Consider the following 18,115-nt stretch of genomic DNA (forward strand, 5'->3'; position numbering starts at 1 on the left):
GGGCAGCCTAAAGCCGGCTCCAGAAGCGGCGCAGATGGGGGACGAGCTCGGCGGCCCGCTCGTCGGGGAAGAACAGCCGCCCGTCCTCGATCTCGACGATCTCCCTGACGCCCGGGAGCGTGTCCCGCAGCCAGCGCGCCCAGCTCAGGTCGAAGAAGGGGTCGCCCGTGCCCCACACCACGAGCGCCGGCACGGTCAGCACCGTGAGCCGCGCCTCGATGGCGATCAGGTCCTTGGCGTCGAGCGAGGTCAGCAGGCGCTCGAAGTCCCGGCCGCCGTCCGGCTCGGCGAAGATGGGCCGCAGGTACGCGTCGACCAGCGCGGCCGGGTCCTCGATGTGCTCATAACCCTGGCCGTACGCACTGGCCGCCAGCACCTCCGGCTGCTCCAGCAGAGCCGTGATCATCGGCGCCAGCTCACCGCGGGCGGCCAGCTCGACGGTGGGCCTGAAGGTCTCGGGCGGCAGCTCGGTGTGCACGTCGCAGTTGGTGAGGGTGAGGCTGCGCAGCCGCTCGGGATGGGTGACGGCGAAGAGCTGCGCGACGGCGCCGCCCGTGTCGTTGCCGACCAGGTCCACCCGGTCCAGGCCGAGGCCGTCGCAGAGCTCGGCCACCGCTGCGGCCATCGCGGGCAGCGACAGATCAGCGCGCGACGCGCTGCCGCCGTGCAGCGGCAGGTCGACGGCCACGCACCGGCGCTCGTCGCGGAGCTCGGCGATGACGTTGCGCCACAGGTGGGAGCTGGTGCCGACACCGTGCACGAACAGAGCGACGTCACCCTCGCCGATGTCGACGTAATGGATGTCCTTCATGGCGCTCCCCTTAATGACAAACCGACCGTCGGTCTATGAAATTACCGACTGACTGTCGGTTTGTCTACAGTGGTCCCATGAACCTCAAGGCGGAACGCGGCGCGGCGACCCGCGACAAGGTCCTGGCCATCGCCACGCGGCTGTTCGCCGAGCACGGCTACGACGGCACCTCGATCGAGGCCGTGCTGCACGAGTCGGGGCTCAGCAGGGGTGCCCTCTACCACCACTACGCGGGCAAGGACGCGCTGTTCGAGGCCGTGCTGGAGGCGACGGAGTCGGCCATCGGCGTCCAGCTCATGGAGGCCGTGCGGGACATCACCGACCCGGCCGAAGCGCTCAAGACGGGCATTCGCACCTGGATCAGGCTCGCCGGCGACCCGGTGATCCAGCGCATCGTCCTCATCGACGCCCCCTCGGTCATCGGATGGGAGCGGTGGCGGGCCCTGGAGGAGCGCTATTCGTTCGGCATGCTCAAGACGGCCCTACGGCGGACCGGCACCGTCCCCGACGCCTACCTCGACCAGCACGCCCACATGCTGCTGGCCGCGATCAACGAGAGCGCCCTGCTCGTGGCCAGAGGCGGCGAACAGGGCACCGCCGAAGCGGCCGTCGAGGAGTTCCTCACCCGCCTGCTCCGCCAGACCTGACGCGCTGTACGGATGGAGACCCGCGCGGGCCGGTTACGGCGGCCCGCGCGGCACAGGTCAGGCGGCGGCGTCGGCCATTCTGCGGAGCCTGGCCAGCGCGTCGCGCTCGATGCGGCGGGCCCGGTCGCGGCCGATGCCGTAGCGCTCGCCCACCTCGGTGAGGGTGTGCTCGCGGCCGTCCACCAGCCCGTAGCGCCAGCGCAGCATGTCGCGCGCGTCGCCCTCCAGCCCGGTCAGCCACTGGTCGAGCCGCTCACGCTCCAGGATGTCGATCGCCTGCTGCTCCGGATCGGCCCACGTGTCGTCGGCGATCATGTCGCCCAGCTCGGTCTCGTCCTCGTCACCCACGCCGAGCTGCAGCGAGACCGGGTCGGACGCCCAGCGGCGCAGCTCCTTGACCCGCTCGATCGGCAGCTCCAGCAGCGCCGCGAGCTCCTCGTCGGTGGGCTCGACGTCGAGCTCCGCCAGCATGTCCCTGCGTACCCGCATCAGCCGGGTCATCTGCTCCCCGGCGTGCGTGGGCAGCCGCACCGGCCTGGCCTGCTCGTGGATCGCCCGGCCCACCGACTGCCGGATCCACCAGGTGGCGTAGGTGGAGAACTTGTAGCCCCGCTTGTAGTCGAACTTCTCCACCGCGCGGACCAGCCCCAGGTTGCCCTCCTGGACCAGGTCGATCAGCGGCATCCCGCGCCCCGAGTATTTGCGGGCCACCGCCACGACCAGGCGCAGGTTGGCCTGGATGAACTCGTCCTTCGCCCGCTGGCCCGAGATGGCCAGCCTCTCAAGCTCCTCGTCCGCCGCATCCCCCATGCGCGGCTCCGAGCCCCCACTGTCGAGCAACTGCTCGGCGAAGAGTCCCGCCTCGATCCGCTTGGCGAGCTCCACCTCCTGCTCCGCAGTGAGCAGCGGAACCCTGCCGATCTCCGCCAGGTACGTCCCCAGCAGATCCCGGTCAGCGACGTGCTGCTCGCTTCCGCGACTCCCCGTAGGCCTTGCCATCCCCAGGCACCTCGTTCCCGCAGCTGCGTTCTTATCCCGCCAACGTCTGGCCAGAAGCAAAGATTCCCTAAAGGCCTACGACCAGCGGAGGGTTCTGCGGGTCCTCCTCAAGGAGGAGACCGGCCTGAAACACCTGGTGAACAAGGGGAACGCCGGGGCGATAGGCCAGATGCACATAGGAGGGAGCGTCGAGCACGACGAGGTCCGCGCGGGTTCCGGGGCGCAGCCAGCCTACGTCCGTCCTGCGCAACGCGCGCGCCCCGCCGTAGGTGGCGGCCCTGATCGCCTCCAGCGGCGTCATCCTCATCTCCCGTACGGCCAGCGCGACGCAGAACGGCATGGAGGAGGTGTACGACGACCCCGGATTGCAGTCGGTGGCCAGCGCGACCGTCACCCCCGCGTCGATCAGCCTTCTGGCGTCCGGGTACGGCGAGCGGGTGGAGAACTCCGCCCCGGGCAGCAGCGTCGCGACGGTGCCCGACGAGGCCAGCGCGTCGACGTCGGCCGGGGTGAGGTGGGTGCAGTGGTCGGCCGAGGCCGCACCGAGCTCGCACGCGATGCGCACGCCCGGCCCCTCGCCGAGCTGGCCCGCGTGCACCCGGGCCTGCAGCCCGGCCGCGATCCCGGCGCGCAGGATCTCCCGCGTCTGATCGCCGTCGAACGCGCCGCGCTCGCAGAAGACGTCCACCCATTTCGCGTACGGCGCGCAGGCCTGGAGCATGTCACCGGCGACGAGCCGTACATAGTCGTCGGCGTCCATCCCCGAGGGGACCACGTGGGCGCCCAGGAAGGTGGTCTCGTCGGTGAGGGCGGTGGCGATCTCCAGGCAGCGCCGCTCGTCCTCGACGGTCAGGCCGTAGCCGCTCTTGATCTCCACGGTCGTGGTGCCCTGAGCCAGCATCTCCTTCACCAGGGCGGCGGCGCGGGTGGCCAGCTCGGCGTCTCCCGCCTGCCGGGTGGCGGCGACCGTGGTCCTGATGCCGCCTCCGGTGTAGGCCTGGCCGGACATGCGAGCCTGGAACTCGGCCGTCCGGTCTCCCGCGAACACCAGGTGCGCGTGGCTGTCGACGAACCCGGGGATCACCCCCCTGCCCTCCGCCGCCACCCTGCGGTCGGCCTGCGGCGCCTCGGCGGCCGGCCCGGTCCAGGCCACCAGGCCGTCCTCGACCACGAGGGCCGCGTCCTCGATCTCCTCGCGCTCCGGGTCACCGGTGTAGAGCACCCCGATGCCGTCGATCACCGTGCTGGTCATCCGGTGTCCTCCCTTCCGCTCACCCGCCGTGTCGCCTCGGCCAGCATGGTCCCGACGTCGCCCAGCTCGTGCCGCCCCTCGCTGACCACCTGGCGGCCTCCGGAGATCACCGAATGCACGTCGGCGGCCGTCGCCGCGAACGCCACCGCCTCCAGCCCGGCCGCGCCGGCCGTACGCACAGAGTCCAGCCGCACGGAGACCAGGTCGGCCCACGCGCCGGGCAGGAGCTGCCCCGCGTCGGGGAAGCCGAGCGAGACGTGACCGGTGAAGGTGGCGGCGCGCAGCAGCTCGGCGGCGCTCCAGTGACCGCGTCGCTCGCTCGCCAGCCGCTCGTCCAGCTCGACCGCGCGGGCCTCCTCGAACAGGTCGATCACCGCGTGGCTGTCGGAGCCGAGCGTCATCGCCGAGCCCCGGTCGTACAGCGTTCTGGCCGGCCCGATGCCGTCGGCCAGGTCGCGCTCGGTGGTCGGGCACATGCACACGTAGGTGCCGGACTGGCCGAGCAGCTCGACGTCGACCTCGGACAGGTGAGTGGCGTGCACCGCGGTCGAGCGCGGGCCGAGCGCGCCGTGCTCGTGCAGCACCTGCACGGGAGTCGCGGCGTACGTCTCCACGCACGCGGTGTTCTCCGCCCGCTGCTCCGACACGTGCGCGTGCAGCGGGACCGCGTGCCGGCGGGAGAACTCCGCGATCACCGGCATCTGCTCGGGCGGCACCGCGCGGACCGAGTGGATGGCCGCGCCGATCTCCACGTCAGGCTCGCCCCGATAGACGGCGGCCAGCTCCTCGGCCCGCACCGCCCACCCGTCGGCGTCCCCGTCGCCGAACCGCAGCTGCGCCCCGGCCAGCGGTGTGCCGGGCCCGCCGGAGACGTAGCAGGCGTCGATCAGCGCGATCCGCAGCCCCGCCTCGCGGGCGGCCCGCACCAGGACGTGGCCCATGGTGTTCGCGTCGTCGTACGGACTGCCGCCCGGCGCGTGGTGCAGGTAGTGGAACTCCCCCACGCAGGTGATCCCCGCCAGCGCCATCTCGGCGTAGGTGGCTCTGGCCAGGGCGAGGTACGCGTCGGGGTCGAGCCCCGCCGCCACCTCGTACATCCGGTCGCGCCAGGTCCAGAAGTCGCCTTTGCCCGTCTGCGTCGTGCCGCGCAGCGCCCGGTGGAAGGCGTGTGAGTGGGCGTTGGCCAGGCCCGGGAGGGTGAGCCCCGGCAGGCGGCGCGCCCCGCCCGGGTCCCCCTGTACGACCTCGACGATCCGGGCGCCGTCGATCGTCACGAGCACGCTGTCGGCGACGCCGTCGGGCAGCCAGGCCTGTTCGCACCAGTAGGTCAGCGGCACAGCTCCTCCAGCACACTCGCCAGTGCGACGACTCCTGCCTGGCAGTCTGCCTGTTCGGCGTGCTCTTCCGGGGAGTGGGACACGCCGGTGGGGTTACGTACGAACAGCATGGCGGCGGGAACGCCCGCGGCGGCCAGGATGCCGGCGTCGTGCCCGGCGCCGGTCGGCAGGATCGGCGCCGGCGTGCCGCCGCCCACGACGGCGGCCAGCCGCTCCCGCAGCCCGTGGTCGAAGTCCACCAGGGGCGTCCACGACTCCTCGCTCACCTCGGCCGTCACCCCGGCGCCTCCACCCGTTCCGCTTCCGGCCGCGGACGAAAGGGCGGTCAGTTCCGCCACCAAGGCGCGGACGTCGGCCTCGTCCGGGCCGCGGGCGTCGAGCCATGCCGACACCAGGCCGGGCACCGCGTTGGCGTTGTTGGGCGAGACGCGTACCTTGCCGATCGTGGCGACGATGTCGCGCCGGGCGGCGGCGTCGCGGGCGGCCGGCACCAGGCGGGCGAACGGCAGCATCGGGTCGTCGCGGTCCGCGAGCCTGGTGGTGCCCGCGTGGTCGGCCCGCCCCCGGAAGTCGAACCGCCAGCGCCCGTGCGGCCAGATCGCCTGGGCCACGCCCACCGGCCTGCCGAGCCGTACCAGGCCTTGGCCCTGCTCCACGTGCAGCTCCACGAACGCGCCGACCTGGGCGAGCGTCTCGTCGTCGCGGCCCAGCCCGCGCGGGTCGCGGCCGGCCTTGGTGAGGACGTCGGCCAGGGTGTCGCCCTCGTCGTCCTTGAGCGCCAGCGCCCGCTCGGGCGCGAGCATCCCGGTGAGCAGCCGCGACCCGACGCACGGCACTCCGAACCGGGCGCCCTCTTCGTCCGTGAAGCAGGCGACGCCGAGCGGCCTCTTCGGAAAGAAGTCCCGATTTTTCAGCACATCGATGGCTGCGAAGGCCGAGACCACCCCGAGGGGCCCGTCGTACGCGCCACCCTGCCGTACGGAATCGAGGTGGCTGCCCGTGACCACGCCAGGCTCGCGCGCGGGGTCGCCCCACCAGGCCCAGAGGTTGCCGTTACGGTCCTCCCGCAGGTCCAGACCCCGGCGCGTGGCCTCACCCGCGAACCACTCACGCAGCTCCAGGTCAGGCGGAGACCATGCGTCCCTGACGTAGCCGTTGGTGGCGGGGTCCCGACCGGTGCGCGCGAGTTCCTCAAGCATGAACCCACTGTAGTGAATGGATCCATTCACACTCACGCCGACGGCCCGGAGCGGCCCTGCCAACCTGCCGAGCGGCGAAGCGCCGGGCAGACTTCTACGTGACGGGGCCCGCGCTCGGTCTGAGGGTGAGCTCGGTGAGGTGGGCGTCGGGGCCGGCGTTGACGGCGGCGAGGACGGCGCGGGCCACGCTGTCGACCGTGAGGTAGCGGTCCGCCTCGTACGCCTGCCCCTCCTGCTCGCGCACGCTCCGCTGCATATCGGTGTCGATCCTGCCGGGGTAGACGGTCGTCACCCGCAGGTCCGGCTCCTCCTGCCGCAGCGCGTCGGCGAAGGCCCGCAACGCGAACTTGCTGGCGGCGTACGCGGCCCAGCCCGGGTTGGCCCGCAGCCCGGCGCCGGAGTTGACACAGATCACGTGGCCGCGCGCCCGCCTGAGGGCCGGCAGGACGAGCCGGGTGAGGTCCGCGACCGCGAAGAGGTTGAGCGTCATCGTGTCCCGCCACACCGACGCGGGCAGCTCCCCGATCCGGCCCAGCGTGGTGACGCCGGCGCTGTGCACCAGCACGTCGAGCCGCTCGACGCCGGCGACGTCCGCCTCGGTCACCTCAGTGAGCTCCACCGGCCAGGGCCGCGCGTCGGGCAGCTCCGCCGCCAGGGCGGCCAGCGCCTGCTCGTCGCGCCCGCCGAGGATGACGTGGTGGGTCGGGGCGAAGGCGCGGGCGACGGCCGCCCCCACCCCGCGAGTGGCCCCCGTGACCAGGGCCGTAGGTCGTTCGAACATGTCCCAAAGCCTCTCATGAGGGACGGCGCTCAAGTTCGAGCGCTTTGTCAACCTTCGGTCGGTCGAACGCAACCTGCGGCCGTACCGGGAGGTAGGAGTCTCTTCCTAGCGTGCTGGTCATGGATGCACTACGAGACAGAGCCGTCCTGGGAGCGCTCGCGCTCCTGCTCACGCAGGGCTGCGGGGCGGCCTGGACCGGAGAAGACCAGGCGGCTGCCGTCAGCGCGACCAGCCCGACGACAGGAGCCGCGACCAGCCCGGCGACCAACGGCGCGGCCGGCGCTGCCGGCAGCGCCGGGGCCGGGCCTGAGGTGAGGCTTGACAGCGGGCGTATTCGGGGCACCGAAGACGGAAAAGTCCTGAGATTTCGGGGTATCCGGTACGCCCAGCCGCCCGTCGGCAAACTGCGCTGGCAACCGCCCAAGCCCGTGACCACGTGGCAGGGTGTCGTACCCGCGACCACCTCCGGCCCGGCGTGCCCGCAGGCGAGCGACAACCCGAAGGAGAGCAGCGACGCCGAGAACTGCCTCACGCTCGACGTGACCGTACCGAAGAAGGCGGGCGAGAAGCCGAGACCGGTGATGGTCTGGCTGCACGGCGGGGGGTTCAACGCGGGCCGGGGCTCCGACTACGACCCGCGCCGCCTCGCCGTCCAGGGCGACGTCATGGTGGTCACGGTGGAGTTCCGGCTCGGGGTGCTCGGCTACCTGGCCATCCCCGGGATGTCCGGCGGAGGCACGTTCGGGCTGCAGGACCAGCAGGCGGCGCTGCGCTGGGTACGGCGGAACGCGGCGGCCTTCGGGGGCGACGCCGGGAACGTGACGTTGTTCGGCGAGTCGGGCGGCGGCATCGCCACCTGCGGCCACCTCACCTCCCCCACCGGCCGGGGCCTGTTCCACAAGGCGATCATCCAGAGCGGCGCGTGCGGCACGGTCCTGCTGCCGAACGCGGTCGCCCCCGGCACCCCGAGGCTCCCGTACTGGCGGCCGCTGAAGGAGACCTACGCCGCCACCCGGGCGGCCGCCCGGCAGGTCGGCTGCCGTGACGCCGCCAAGACGCTGGAGTGCCTGCGTGCCAAGCCGGTCAAGGAACTGCTGGACCTGACCGGGTACTTCGCGGCGGCGTCGTACGGCGGTCCTGTCCTTCCTGTCGCCCCCGGCAAGGCGCTGCGCGTCGGGGACTTCGCCCGGGTGCCGGTGCTGTCGGGCCACACGTCCAAGGAGGCCCTGATGATGGCCGGGGTGATGAGCCTGCTCGGCAAGCCGATCACCGACGCCGAGCTGCCCGGCCTACTCCGCCAGGGCTTCGGCGACCAGGCGGACGAGGTCGCCCGCCGGTATCCCCGCGACCGGTACGGCACCGCGCACGAGGCGTGGGCGGCGCCGTACACGGATGCGATCTTCTCCTGCCCCCATGTCGCCACCCAGGACGCCCTTACGAAGCGCACCAAGGTGTACGCGTACGTCTTCGGCGACGACACCGCGCCCCCGTTCATCCCGACCGTGCCCGGTTTCCCGGCCGGCGCGGGGCACGCCTCGGAGCTGGCGTACCTCTTCGACGTCAAGGACAAGCCGATCAGCCTCGACGGCCGGCCCGTCCCGCTCACGGAGACCCAGCGGTCGGTGGCCCGGGATATGGTGACCGCCTGGGCCACGTTCGCGCGGACCGGCACGCCGGCGTCGAGCGGCAGGGCGTGGCCGCGCTGGCAGGGTGACAAGCCGGTGGCCCGCCTGATCACCGAGCGGCCGGGCAGCACCGCCACCACACCCGCGCCTCGATGTGACCTGTTCAACCGACCATGACCTCCCCACCCCAGGCGAACGAGGCCAGGAGGGCTCAGGCCTTCCTGGTCCTCGCCATGGTCGCGTTCATCCTGCTCGACCTGGCCCTCTACCGGAACGTCCAGCGCACCAGCGGCCCCCTGGGCCCGGCCGCCGGGCTGGTGCTGAGCCTGGTCGTGAACGCCTGCCTGCCCTTCCTCGGCCGCTTCCCCCGGACGGTGGCGCTGGTGGCGTGCGCGGCGACGGTGACGGCGGCAGTCGGGGACACGCTGGCTCCTGGGACGTTCACCCCGGCCGAGCAGGCCACGCAGGTGACCGCGCCGCTGTGCACGCCGGTGATCGTGTGGTTCCTGGCCCATGAGCTGCCCCGCCGGGAGGCGCTGGCGTACGTGACGGTGCTGGCCCTGTCCGCCGGCCGGCCGTGGGCCCCGGACTGGGAGACGGTGTACGCCGGTCTCACCACGACGGTCCTGCCCGCCGTACTCGCCCTGTACGTCCGCGCCCGCCGCGAACTGGTGGGATCGTTGCGGGACAGGGCGGAGAGCGCCGAACGGGAGCAACGGCTGCTCACCCAGCAGGCGGAGAGCGTGGAACGCGAGCGGCACCTGCTGGCCGAGCGGGCCAGGGCGGGCGAGCGGCAGCGGCTGGCCGGGGAGATGCACGACATCGTCACCCATCACGTCACGGAGATCGTCCTGGCCGCCGGCGCCCTGAAGGTCTCGACCGCCGACCACGCCGTCCGGTCCGCCGCCGAGCACATCCGCGACGCGGGTACCCGCACGCTCACGGAGTTGCGCGACCTGATCGGCATCGTGCGCGGCCACGACCAGCCCCAGGAGTCCGAGGAGCCGACGGATGTCACGCTGACCTCCGCCGACCTCGACACCCTGGTGGACGGGGCCGTCGCGGCGGGCAACCCGACCACCTTGCGCGTCACCGGCCGGCCGGGAGCGGTGACCCCGGCGATCGCGCGGGCCGCGTACCGGGTGCTGCAGGAGGCGCTGACCAACGCGCGGAAACACGCGCCCGGCACACGGGTGGAGGCCGAGCTCGCCTACGACCACCACACCATGACCGTCACGATAAGCAACGCCCCGCCTGTGGCCGCCTCCGGGCTGGCGGCGAGTGGCTCCGGTATGGGCCTGGACGGGCTGCGGCGCCGCGTCACCCTGCTCGGCGGCACCTTCACCGCCGCTCTCGGCCCGGACGGCGGTTTCCGCGTCGCCGCCACCCTCCCCGCCTCCGTCCCCACGGAGACCGGGCAGCACGGAACCAGGCAGCCCGGACGGGAGACGACATGATCAAGGTGCTCGTGGCCGACGACGACCCCATGGTCCGCCGTCACCTCCGGACGATCCTCGCCTCGGCAGGCGAGATCGAGGTGGTGGCCGAGGCCGAGGACGGGGCGGAGGCGGTGGAGGCGGTGCTGCGTACGGCCCCCGACGTCGTCCTGATGGACATCAGAATGCCGGGCGTGGACGGCATCACCGCGACCGCCGAGATCACCAGGTTGAGCACCTCACCGGCGGTGGTCGCGCTGACCACGTTCGACTCCGACACTCACGTCCTGAGGGCGCTGGAGGCGGGAGCCAGCGGCTTCCTGGTGAAATCCACGCCACCGGAGGACCTGATCGACCTCGTCAAGGTCGCGGCCCAGGGCCACACCGTGCTGTCGCCGTCGGCGGCCCGCCACCTCGTCTCACGCTCGGCGAGCACGGACGACGCCCGCCAGGCCGTACGAGCCAGGGTCGCCGCGCTGAGCGACCGCGAGCGCGACGTGCTCGGCTGCCTCGGCGAGGGCCTGACCAACGGCGAGATCGCGGCCCGCCTGTTCCTGTCGGAGACCACGGTCAAGAGCTACGTCTCACGCCTGCTGGACAAGCTCGACCTGGCCAACCGCACCCAGGCGGGCCTCCTCGCCCACCGGGCCGACCTCCTCTGATCTGGAATGAAGATCTGCGGCTGAATCGCTGTCAGGGATTCCACCCTCCCTACAGGCATGTACGGATCACGGCATCGAGAAGGGCTCAGCCGACCAGGCTGAACCCCTCCAGAAGGCCATCGTCTAGGACAGGTCGAACTCCCCGCTGGAAGCTCCGTCCAGGAAGGCCAGCCACTCGTCCTTCGTGAAGCTCAGGACGGGCCCCTCCCCATGATCCTTGGTATCCCTGACAAGAACACCGTCATCCGGCCGCCGCATCACCTCGACACAGCTTCCGCCATTCCCGCCAGACGCTTCGGCCTTGGTCCACACACCTACACGGAGACCTGCGTTACTCATAAGTCGTCATCACCTCGCGAATGGTCTCCCGACTTCTGTCGACGGGATACGCCATGCTGGATAGGGCTTCCCACTGCACCATAAGCGCTTGCACGGTCTTGGCGCGATTGGTCACCCGCCCTTCTTCGGCACTCTCCAGGTACGCGTGATCTGGGCCGCCGTCCAGCAGCGTGGCCACTTCGAACGCACCAAGGCATCCCACCGTGAGCCCCGCCTTCAGGGGAACGATCCTTACCGTGACGTACGGAGGACTGAGCACCTCAACGAGCCGTTGGAGCTGTTTCCGCATCACCTGCGGCCCACCGACGGGACGATGAAGAACGCTCTCATCGATCAGGGCCGAGTACATGGGCGGCGCTGGACGGTTGAAAATAGTCTGCCGGTGCATACGGAAATCCACCGCCTTCGCGGTCTCCTGCTCCGTTGCTCCTGGCTCCCCGAGGAACACCTGTCCGGCGTAAGTCTCGGTCTGAAGAAGGCCGGGGATAAGCATCGGCTCCCAGGTCCGGATGACGTGAGCCGACGCCTCCACCTTCGGCCACTCCCGGAACCAGCGAGGCCCCAACACCCCGTGAATCTGCGGAAGCAACTCCAGAAGCTGCCCGTTGAGCCCCAGAGCCTTCTCCAATTCACGGGTGAGGTCCTCACTAGGCTTGCGCATGAGCCGCTCGACGTGCCCGACCGCGCTCTCGCTGTAGGGCACTCTGTCCGCGAGACGCTCCTGGCTCAGCCCTTGATCCATCCGGAACTTCTTCAGGCGATGAGCGAACTCCACCCAAGCTTCCCTACTCGCATCCAGCCCGTCTTTCGCCATTTCCCACCCTTTCCAGAGCGATATCCGTCCATATCGTTACGCAGCAGAGTGGCTTACTAACTGTACGGAACCGTACGCCCAATCCTGACGGCGCGCCAGCGGAAAGAGACCCATGCTGTGAGGACCTACGAATGGCTCGGAGGTGCGAGTCGCAGCAAGTGCGTACAGGCATGACACAGGCTGTACGCCCTAACTCCCCGAGGTGAAAATGCGAGCATCCGTGTCAATTCCGCCATTCACCGGCATTCGTGTCTGGTCAGTCAAAGAGCTGCACGACCCGCACGTACTCCCCGGATTGGCCCGCAGGGAGCTGCTGAAGTGGATGGGCCGGGAGCATCCGGCGCTGCCCGATCTCCAGCTCATCGCATCCGAGCTGGTGACCAACGCGCTCCTGCACGCCCGTGCCACATGGGTGAGGATGAGCCTGACTCCGTCCCCCGACCACTGGGAACTCACCGTGACGGATCCGGGGCTGGCTGACTCCATCCCGATCCCTCGCTGTCCCGACGTAGACGAAAAGCACGGACGCGGCCTATGGGTCATCGACGACCTGACCCTCGGCCGCTGGGACACCAGCCGTGGACTGGCGGGTGACCGTATCGTGCGAGCCTTCCTGCCTCGATGAGTGCCTACAAAAGGAATTCCGACCGCCCACCAGTTCGCGAACTCCGCCTCCGACGCGGCTACAAGCAGGCGGGAATGTCATGAGCACCACTCCAAAGCATCTACGCCAGGAACTGGCCGCACTGCTGGCGCGAGAAGGCGCCCTGACGGATCCCGGTTGGGGCCGAGCGGTAGAGGTCGTACAGCGCGAGCGATTCCTCGGTGAAGCCCTCTTCTGCCGGGACGCATCGGTGGCCGGGGACCACTGGCACTCCATACGGCGAAGCCACCTGCCCGAGGAGAAGTGGTGGGAGATGGCCTACTTCGACAAGACCTGGATCACACAGGTCGACGGCATCCCGGCCGAGACTGCCGGCACGATCACCGTCGGTGCTCCCACCTCATCCTCGACGATGCCCAGCCTGGTCGTCGCGATGCTGGAACGGGCGGGCATCGGGGACGGCGACAAGGTCTTGGAGATCGGAACGGGGACGGGGTACTCGACAGCGCTCATGTGCGAGCGCCTGGGCGACGGTCAGGTGACCAGCATCGAGTACGACCACCATGCCGCGGCCCGTGCCCGCCTGGCGCTGGAGGACTCCGGGTACGCGCCTACTCTCGTCGTCGGTGACGGCCTGGCGGGGTACGACGAGAACGCCGAGTACGACCGCCTCATCGCGACCTGCTCGGTGCGGTACATCCCCTTGTCCTGGATGGAGCAGGTACGCGACGGCGGCACCATCACCGCACCCCTGTCCGGGTGGATGCCGGGCGACGCGCTGGCTCACCTCACGCTGGCCGACGACGGCACCGCCTGCGGCCGGTTCCTGCTCGACGACTTCGCCTTCATGCCCGCCCGCCCACATGCCCGCCCGCCCCGGTCGTCGTACGTGATCGGGCTCGGCGACGAGCGGGAGAGCAGGATCGACCCGAACGTTCTGGATGATTCGACCGGCCGGTTCGTGGCCCAGCTCGGCGCTCCTTCAGCCGAGAAACTGGGGTTCGGTGATGAGATCATCCTGCTTGATGTCGCCACCGGCTCTCAGGCCACCACACGCCGGGATCCGAAGGATGAGGGGTGGCTGGTTCGGCAGCACGGCCCGCTGAGGCTCTGGCAGTCCGTGGAGGATGCGGTCCTGACCTGGCAGCACGCCGGCAGCCCGCACCAATCCGGCTTCGGGCTCACCGTGACACGCCAGGGACAACGAGTGTGGCTCGGCGACCCGGACGGGCCCACGTGGAATCTGCCCGCCTAAGGAAACGAAAGGTCGCCTGTCTGGAAGGTGCCGGTCTCGTCCGTCATGCGTTCGTACTCCTCCAGCCGGGCCTGGGTGCGCAGCGGGGCCGCGTCGGCCATGGCCTCCACCAGGGCCATGGCCAGGGCCAGCGGCGCCACATGCGAGTCGAACACCAGCCGGTCCCCCACCGGGGCGTCGAGCACCACCTCGGCGGGGAAGTCGGGCCGGTCGCAGATCGCCGCCACCCGATAGCCCAGTTTCTCGGCGTACTGCAGAGCGTGGATGACTTCGGTGGGATATCTGGGGAGAACCACGGCCACCAGCCACTCGGCGCCGGCCCGGCGGGCCGCGTGCAGGCCGTCGGTCAGCTCCGAGCCGCCGTGCGTGAGCAGCCGCACGTCGGGGTGGATGCGCCGGGTGTAGTAGGCGAAGGTGGTGGCCAGCCCGGCCGACACCCTCAGGCCGAGCACGGGCAGCGGCTCGGTGGCGGCCAGCGCCTCCCCCAGCTCCTTCAGCGGCAGGCCGCCGAGCCGGTCGCGCACCAGGGTCAGGTTGCGGATCTCACGGTCGACGGCCCCCCTGAGCACGCTCTCCTGCGAGCCCTCCGGAGCCCCGCCGAGCACCAGCGGGCGCAGCGCCTGGCGCAGCTCGGGGTAGCCGGCGAAGCCGAGCACCACGGCGAACCTGGTCACCGACGGCTGGCTCACCCCGGCCCGCTCGGCCAGCTCCACGCTGGACAGGAAGATCGCCTCTTCCAGATGCTCCCCCAGGTAATGGGCGATCCTGCGCTGCACCGGTGAGAGCCTCCGGCCGTCGAGCAACTCGTCGAACCCCGTCACGCCTCCTCCAACACCGCGGCCCCGGCATTATCATCCCGTCACTCAGGACTCACGCATGGGGATGCGGACGCCCCGCTCGGCCGCCACGGTGGCGGCCTCGTCGTAGCCCGCGTCGACGTGGCGCATGACGCCGGTGCCCGGGTCGTTGGTGAGCACCCGGGAGATCTTCTCCCTGGCCAGCGCGGTGCCGTCGGCGACGGTGACCTGCCCGGCGTGGATGGAGCGGCCGATGCCGACCCCGCCGCCGTGGTGGATGGAGACCCAGGAGGCGCCGGACGCGGTGTTGAGCATGGCGTTGAGCAGCGGCCAGTCGGCGATGGCGTCGGACCCGTCGGCCATGGCCTCCGTCTCGCGGTAGGGGGAGGCCACCGAGCCGCTGTCGAGGTGGTCGCGGCCGATCACCACCGGGGCCTGGAGCTCGCCCGAGGCCACCATGTCGTTGAAGCGCTCGCCCGCCAGGTCGCGCTCGCCGTAGCCGAGCCAGCAGATGCGCGCGGGCAGCCCCTGGAAGTGGACCTTCTCCTCCGCCTTCCTGATCCAGCGGGCCAGCGGCTCGTTGTCGGGGAACAGGTCGAGGATCGCGCGGTCGGTGGCGGCGATGTCGGCGGGGTCGCCGCTGAGCGCCGCCCACCTGAACGGGCCCTTGCCCTCGCAGAACAGCGGCCTGATGTACGCGGGCACGAAGCCGGGGAAGTCGAAGGCCCGCGCGTAGCCCGCCAGCTGGGCCTCACCCCGGATCGAATTGCCGTAGTCGAAGACCTCGGCGCCGGCGTCCTTGAAGCCGACCATGGCCTCGACGTGCCTGGCCATCGACTCGCGGGCCCGCTCGGTGAAGCCCGCCGGGTCCTTGTCCCGCTCGGTGGCCATGTCCTCGAACGCCACCCCGGCCGGGAGGTACATCAGCGGGTCGTGCGCCGACGTCTGGTCGGTGACGATGTCGATCTCCGCACCGCGGGCGAGCAGGTCGGGCAGCGCCTCGGCGGCGTTGGCCACCACGCCGATGGACAGCGCGCGGCGGGCGTCACGCGCCTCGTAGGCCAGGCGCAGCGCCTCCTCCAGGGAGGCGGCCTGGACGTCGAGGTAGCGGTGCTCGATCCGCCGGGTGACGGAGCGCGGGTCGCAGTCGACGCAGATGGCGACGCCGCCGTTCATGGTGACGGCCAGCGGCTGGGCGCCGCCCATCCCGCCGAGCCCGGCCGTCAGCGTGATCGTGCCCGCGAGCGAGCCGCCGAAGTGTCTCTCCGCCACCGCCGCGAACGTCTCGTACGTGCCCTGCAGGATGCCCTGCGTGCCGATGTAGATCCAGGAGCCCGCGGTCATCTGCCCGTACATGGTCAGCCCGGCCGACTCCAGCCGCCGGAACTCCTCCCAGTTGGCCCAGTCGGGCACCAGGTTGGAGTTGGCGATGAGCACCCGGGGCGCCCACTCGTGGGTGCGGAAGACGCCCACGGGCCGGCCGGACTGCACCAGCAGCGTCTCGTCGCCCTCCAGCGTGGTGAGCGTCCTGACCATCGCGTCGAACGACGGCCAGTCCCGTGCGGCCTTGCCCGAGCCGCCGTAGACGACGAGCTCCTGCGGATGCTCGGCGACCTCCGGGTCCAGATTGTTCTGGAGCATGCGGAGCGCGGCCTCCTGCGGCCAGCCCTTGGCGGTGAGCGTGGTGCCTCGCGGCGCCCGCACGGTGCGGCTCATGCGACCTCCTGAATGAACACATTCATCTATGTCACCCGAAGAGTACAACGGCTAGCTGACAAGGAACTGCGTGGCCGCCAGCTCACGGTAGAGCTCGTCCCCGCCGACCAGTTCGGCGTGGGTGCCGACCGCGCGGACGCCGCCCGCCTCCATGACCACGATCCGGTCGGCGTTGGTCACGGTGGACAGCCGGTGCGCGATGACGAGCACGGTCGTCTCCTTCGCCACCTCGGCGATGACCTCGCGCAACCGCAGCTCGTTGACCGCGTCGAGCTGGGAGGTGGCCTCGTCGAGCAACAGCAGCCTGGGCCTGCGCAGCAGCGCGCGGGCGATGGCGACCCGCTGCCGCTCGCCGCCCGACAGGAGCACGCCCCGGTGCCCGACGGCCGTTTCGAGCCCTTCGGGCAGCCTGGCCACGAGGTCGTCCAGGCGGGTCCGGGCGACGGCCCGCAGCACCTCTTCCTCGGTGGCCTCCGGGGCGGCGAACAGGAGGTTCTCCCGCAGCGTGCCCGCGAGCACGGGGGCGTCCTGCTCGACGTAGCCGAGCGCGGCCCGCAGCTCGACGAGCGGCCAGTCCTCGATCCGCTTCCCGCCGAGCGCGATCGTCCCGCTCTGGTGCTCGTAGAAGCGTTCGAGCAGGGCGAACACGGTGGACTTGCCCGCTCCCGACGGCCCGACGAGCGCGGTGAGCCCGCCCGACGGCACCTCGAAAGTGACCCCGTCGTGCACGAGCGGCCGGTCCTCGCCGTACCGGAAGACCACCTCCTCGAACGTGACGCCCAGGGGCGTGGGGTCCTCCGGCGGCAGCAGCTTGGCGACGGGCTCGCCCGGCAGGTCCTCGATCTCCTTGATCCGCCGCATCGCGGCCAACCCCTGCTGGAGCTGGACGGCGCCCTCGACGAGCTGCCCGATCGGCGCCACCAGGTAGAACAGGTAGAGCAGGAACGCGATCAGCGCCGAGACCTCCAGCGTGCCGGCGGCGACCCTGGAGCCGCCGACCGCGAGCACGCACAGGAAGGCGACCTGTACGGCCATCCAGGTCGCCACGCCGGCCAGCGACGTCCACCCGGCCACCTGCAGGCCCCGGTCGCGGGCGCGCTCGGCCGCGGCGGCGACGACGCCGATCTCGCGCTCCTCCGCGCCGCTGGCCTTGACCGTGCGGTAGGACTGCAGCGCCCGGTCGAGCACCGCGCCCATCTCGCCCACGGCCTCCTGCGCGTGCTTCTGCGCCCGCTGGATCTTCGGCATGACCATCCCGGTCAGTCCGCCGATCACCACGATCACGAGCAGCGTGATCAGCAGCAGGACGCCGTCCATGATCGCCATCATCACGATCGCGCCGACCAGCATGAACGCCGCGCTCACGGAGTTGACGACCCCGTTGGTCAGCACCGCGCGCAGCAGGGTCGTGTCGCCCGTCACCCGCGACAGCAGGTCTCCGGGCTTGAGCCGGTCCACGTCCGCGACCTTCAGCCTGAGCATCTGGTCCACCAGCCTGCGCCTGGCGCCGAGCACGACGCCCTCGCCGGTGCGCTCCATCAGATAGCCACCGGCGGCGGACACCACGGCTCCGACCAACACCGCGGCGGTCAGCCCGAGGAGCGGCCCGGCCATGGAACGATCCTGCCCGAAGGCGTCCACCACGTACTTCGCCAGCAACGGCATGGCCAGGCCCGCCGCCGATCCGATCAGGCCCAGCACTCCGCCCACGATCAGGACCAGCCTGTGCGGACGCAGGTATGCGAGTAATTCCTTGATCACAAGCTCCCCTTTTTCGAGATATATCCCGACAACAGCCAACGAACGGCGACACCGATTCGGCACCCGTCAACTTAGATTGA

The 18,115-nt window shown here is 70.9% G+C and carries 17 protein-coding genes; 6 read left to right on the forward strand and 11 right to left on the reverse strand.

All coding sequences use genetic code 11. The annotated features are described in order from the left end of the window. Nucleotides 1-7 precede the first annotated feature (7 nt). A complete protein-coding gene (locus ACIBQX_RS29445) occupies nucleotides 8-811 on the reverse strand; it encodes an alpha/beta fold hydrolase (RefSeq protein ID WP_397010074.1) in 804 nt (267 codons plus the stop codon). A gap of 77 nt (nucleotides 812-888) precedes the next feature. Between ACIBQX_RS29445 and ACIBQX_RS29450 the strand changes: the two genes are divergently transcribed. Continuing rightward, the gene (locus ACIBQX_RS29450) at nucleotides 889-1,458 is read left to right on the forward strand and encodes a TetR/AcrR family transcriptional regulator (protein WP_397010076.1); all 570 of its coding nucleotides are present in this window, start codon (nucleotides 889-891) and stop codon (nucleotides 1,456-1,458) included. Between the two features lie 57 nt (nucleotides 1,459-1,515). On the opposite strand, the gene ACIBQX_RS29455 is transcribed toward ACIBQX_RS29450, so the two are convergent. The 5 genes from ACIBQX_RS29455 to ACIBQX_RS29475 all read right to left on the reverse strand — a co-directional run bounded on the left by ACIBQX_RS29455 (nucleotide 1,516) and on the right by ACIBQX_RS29475 (nucleotide 7,026). Beyond that, nucleotides 1,516-2,457, reverse strand: a complete 942-nt coding sequence (locus ACIBQX_RS29455; protein ID WP_397010078.1) for an RNA polymerase sigma factor RpoD/SigA — start codon at nucleotides 2,455-2,457, stop codon at nucleotides 1,516-1,518. A 67-nt stretch (nucleotides 2,458-2,524) separates the two neighbouring features. Then, complete coding sequence (gene hutI, locus ACIBQX_RS29460; protein WP_397010080.1) at nucleotides 2,525-3,709, reverse strand: imidazolonepropionase; 1,185 nt, start codon at nucleotides 3,707-3,709, stop codon at nucleotides 2,525-2,527. Further along, nucleotides 3,706-5,046, reverse strand: a complete 1,341-nt coding sequence (locus ACIBQX_RS29465; RefSeq protein ID WP_397010082.1) for a formimidoylglutamate deiminase — start codon at nucleotides 5,044-5,046, stop codon at nucleotides 3,706-3,708. The genes hutI and ACIBQX_RS29465 overlap by 4 nt, the downstream gene beginning before the upstream one ends. After that, entirely contained in the window at nucleotides 5,037-6,245 is a 1,209-nt protein-coding gene (locus ACIBQX_RS29470; protein ID WP_397010084.1) for an allantoate amidohydrolase, read from the reverse strand. The genes ACIBQX_RS29465 and ACIBQX_RS29470 overlap by 10 nt, the downstream gene beginning before the upstream one ends. Nucleotides 6,246-6,339: 94 nt before the next feature. Next, nucleotides 6,340-7,026 carry an SDR family oxidoreductase gene (locus ACIBQX_RS29475; RefSeq protein WP_397010086.1) on the reverse strand — a complete coding sequence of 229 codons (687 nt, stop codon included), beginning with the start codon at nucleotides 7,024-7,026 and terminating at the stop codon, nucleotides 6,340-6,342. Nucleotides 7,027-7,145: 119 nt separating this feature from the next. Between ACIBQX_RS29475 and ACIBQX_RS29480 the strand changes: the two genes are divergently transcribed. Genes ACIBQX_RS29480 through ACIBQX_RS29490 form a run of 3 tightly spaced genes read left to right on the forward strand, consistent with a single transcriptional unit; the run spans nucleotide 7,146 to nucleotide 10,749 of the window. Beyond that, nucleotides 7,146-8,828, forward strand: coding sequence for a carboxylesterase/lipase family protein (locus ACIBQX_RS29480; RefSeq protein WP_397010088.1), 1,683 nt, complete (start codon nucleotides 7,146-7,148; stop codon nucleotides 8,826-8,828). Then, the gene (locus ACIBQX_RS29485) at nucleotides 8,825-10,108 is read left to right on the forward strand and encodes a sensor histidine kinase (protein ID WP_397010090.1); all 1,284 of its coding nucleotides are present in this window, start codon (nucleotides 8,825-8,827) and stop codon (nucleotides 10,106-10,108) included. The genes ACIBQX_RS29480 and ACIBQX_RS29485 overlap by 4 nt, the downstream gene beginning before the upstream one ends. Further along, nucleotides 10,105-10,749, forward strand: coding sequence for a response regulator (locus tag ACIBQX_RS29490; RefSeq protein WP_397010092.1), 645 nt, complete (start codon nucleotides 10,105-10,107; stop codon nucleotides 10,747-10,749). The genes ACIBQX_RS29485 and ACIBQX_RS29490 overlap by 4 nt, the downstream gene beginning before the upstream one ends. Before the next feature lie 123 nt (nucleotides 10,750-10,872). On the opposite strand, the gene ACIBQX_RS29495 is transcribed toward ACIBQX_RS29490, so the two are convergent. Both ACIBQX_RS29495 and ACIBQX_RS29500 read right to left on the reverse strand, forming a co-directional pair. Further along, nucleotides 10,873-11,088, reverse strand: a complete 216-nt coding sequence (locus ACIBQX_RS29495) for a DUF397 domain-containing protein (RefSeq protein WP_397010094.1) — start codon at nucleotides 11,086-11,088, stop codon at nucleotides 10,873-10,875. Then, nucleotides 11,081-11,902, reverse strand: a complete 822-nt coding sequence (locus ACIBQX_RS29500; RefSeq protein ID WP_397010096.1) for a Scr1 family TA system antitoxin-like transcriptional regulator — start codon at nucleotides 11,900-11,902, stop codon at nucleotides 11,081-11,083. Before ACIBQX_RS29500 ends, ACIBQX_RS29495 begins: the two co-directional genes overlap by 8 nt. Before the next feature lie 220 nt (nucleotides 11,903-12,122). On the opposite strand from ACIBQX_RS29500, the gene ACIBQX_RS29505 reads away from it, so the two are divergent. After that, the gene (locus ACIBQX_RS29505) at nucleotides 12,123-12,527 is read left to right on the forward strand and encodes an ATP-binding protein (RefSeq protein ID WP_397010098.1); all 405 of its coding nucleotides are present in this window, start codon (nucleotides 12,123-12,125) and stop codon (nucleotides 12,525-12,527) included. A gap of 79 nt (nucleotides 12,528-12,606) precedes the next feature. Beyond that, nucleotides 12,607-13,761, forward strand: coding sequence for an ATP-grasp peptide maturase system methyltransferase (gene tgmC, locus ACIBQX_RS29510; RefSeq protein ID WP_397010100.1), 1,155 nt, complete (start codon nucleotides 12,607-12,609; stop codon nucleotides 13,759-13,761). On the opposite strand, the gene ACIBQX_RS29515 is transcribed toward tgmC, so the two are convergent. The 3 genes from ACIBQX_RS29515 to ACIBQX_RS29525 are packed head-to-tail and all read right to left on the reverse strand — an operon-like array spanning nucleotide 13,758 to nucleotide 18,035. Then, nucleotides 13,758-14,582 (reverse strand): MurR/RpiR family transcriptional regulator, encoded by an 825-nt coding sequence (locus ACIBQX_RS29515; protein ID WP_397010102.1) that lies wholly within the window; start codon nucleotides 14,580-14,582, stop codon nucleotides 13,758-13,760. The genes tgmC and ACIBQX_RS29515 overlap by 4 nt on opposite strands. A 42-nt stretch (nucleotides 14,583-14,624) precedes the next feature. Then, nucleotides 14,625-16,274 (reverse strand): urocanate hydratase, encoded by a 1,650-nt coding sequence (gene hutU, locus ACIBQX_RS29520; protein ID WP_397010104.1) that lies wholly within the window; start codon nucleotides 16,272-16,274, stop codon nucleotides 14,625-14,627. Between the two features lie 51 nt (nucleotides 16,275-16,325). Then, nucleotides 16,326-18,035, reverse strand: coding sequence for an ABC transporter ATP-binding protein (locus tag ACIBQX_RS29525; protein ID WP_397010106.1), 1,710 nt, complete (start codon nucleotides 18,033-18,035; stop codon nucleotides 16,326-16,328). Between the last annotated feature and the right edge of the window lie 80 nt (nucleotides 18,036-18,115).

Origin of the sequence: Nonomuraea sp. NPDC049714 (assembly GCF_044465295.1) — a bacterium.
Taxonomy (GTDB): domain Bacteria; phylum Actinomycetota; class Actinomycetes; order Streptosporangiales; family Streptosporangiaceae; genus Nonomuraea.

What these genes read in the sequence shown, in the direction of transcription:
- ACIBQX_RS29470 (WP_397010084.1), bottom strand. Translation starts at nt 6,245, where the DNA reads ATGCTTGAGGAACTCGCGCGCACCGGTCGGGACCCCGCCACCAACGGC.
- ACIBQX_RS29500 (WP_397010096.1), bottom strand. Translation starts at nt 11,902, where the DNA reads ATGGCGAAAGACGGGCTGGATGCGAGTAGGGAAGCTTGGGTGGAGTTC.
- hutU (WP_397010104.1), bottom strand. Translation starts at nt 16,274, where the DNA reads ATGAGCCGCACCGTGCGGGCGCCGCGAGGCACCACGCTCACCGCCAAG.
- ACIBQX_RS29475 (WP_397010086.1), bottom strand. Translation starts at nt 7,026, where the DNA reads ATGTTCGAACGACCTACGGCCCTGGTCACGGGGGCCACTCGCGGGGTG.
- ACIBQX_RS29485 (WP_397010090.1), top strand. Translation starts at nt 8,825, where the DNA reads ATGACCTCCCCACCCCAGGCGAACGAGGCCAGGAGGGCTCAGGCCTTC.
- ACIBQX_RS29445 (WP_397010074.1), bottom strand. Translation starts at nt 811, where the DNA reads ATGAAGGACATCCATTACGTCGACATCGGCGAGGGTGACGTCGCTCTG.
- tgmC (WP_397010100.1), top strand. Translation starts at nt 12,607, where the DNA reads ATGAGCACCACTCCAAAGCATCTACGCCAGGAACTGGCCGCACTGCTG.
- ACIBQX_RS29455 (WP_397010078.1), bottom strand. Translation starts at nt 2,457, where the DNA reads ATGGCAAGGCCTACGGGGAGTCGCGGAAGCGAGCAGCACGTCGCTGAC.
- ACIBQX_RS29480 (WP_397010088.1), top strand. Translation starts at nt 7,146, where the DNA reads ATGGATGCACTACGAGACAGAGCCGTCCTGGGAGCGCTCGCGCTCCTG.
- ACIBQX_RS29450 (WP_397010076.1), top strand. Translation starts at nt 889, where the DNA reads ATGAACCTCAAGGCGGAACGCGGCGCGGCGACCCGCGACAAGGTCCTG.
- ACIBQX_RS29490 (WP_397010092.1), top strand. Translation starts at nt 10,105, where the DNA reads ATGATCAAGGTGCTCGTGGCCGACGACGACCCCATGGTCCGCCGTCAC.
- ACIBQX_RS29495 (WP_397010094.1), bottom strand. Translation starts at nt 11,088, where the DNA reads ATGAGTAACGCAGGTCTCCGTGTAGGTGTGTGGACCAAGGCCGAAGCG.
- hutI (WP_397010080.1), bottom strand. Translation starts at nt 3,709, where the DNA reads ATGACCAGCACGGTGATCGACGGCATCGGGGTGCTCTACACCGGTGAC.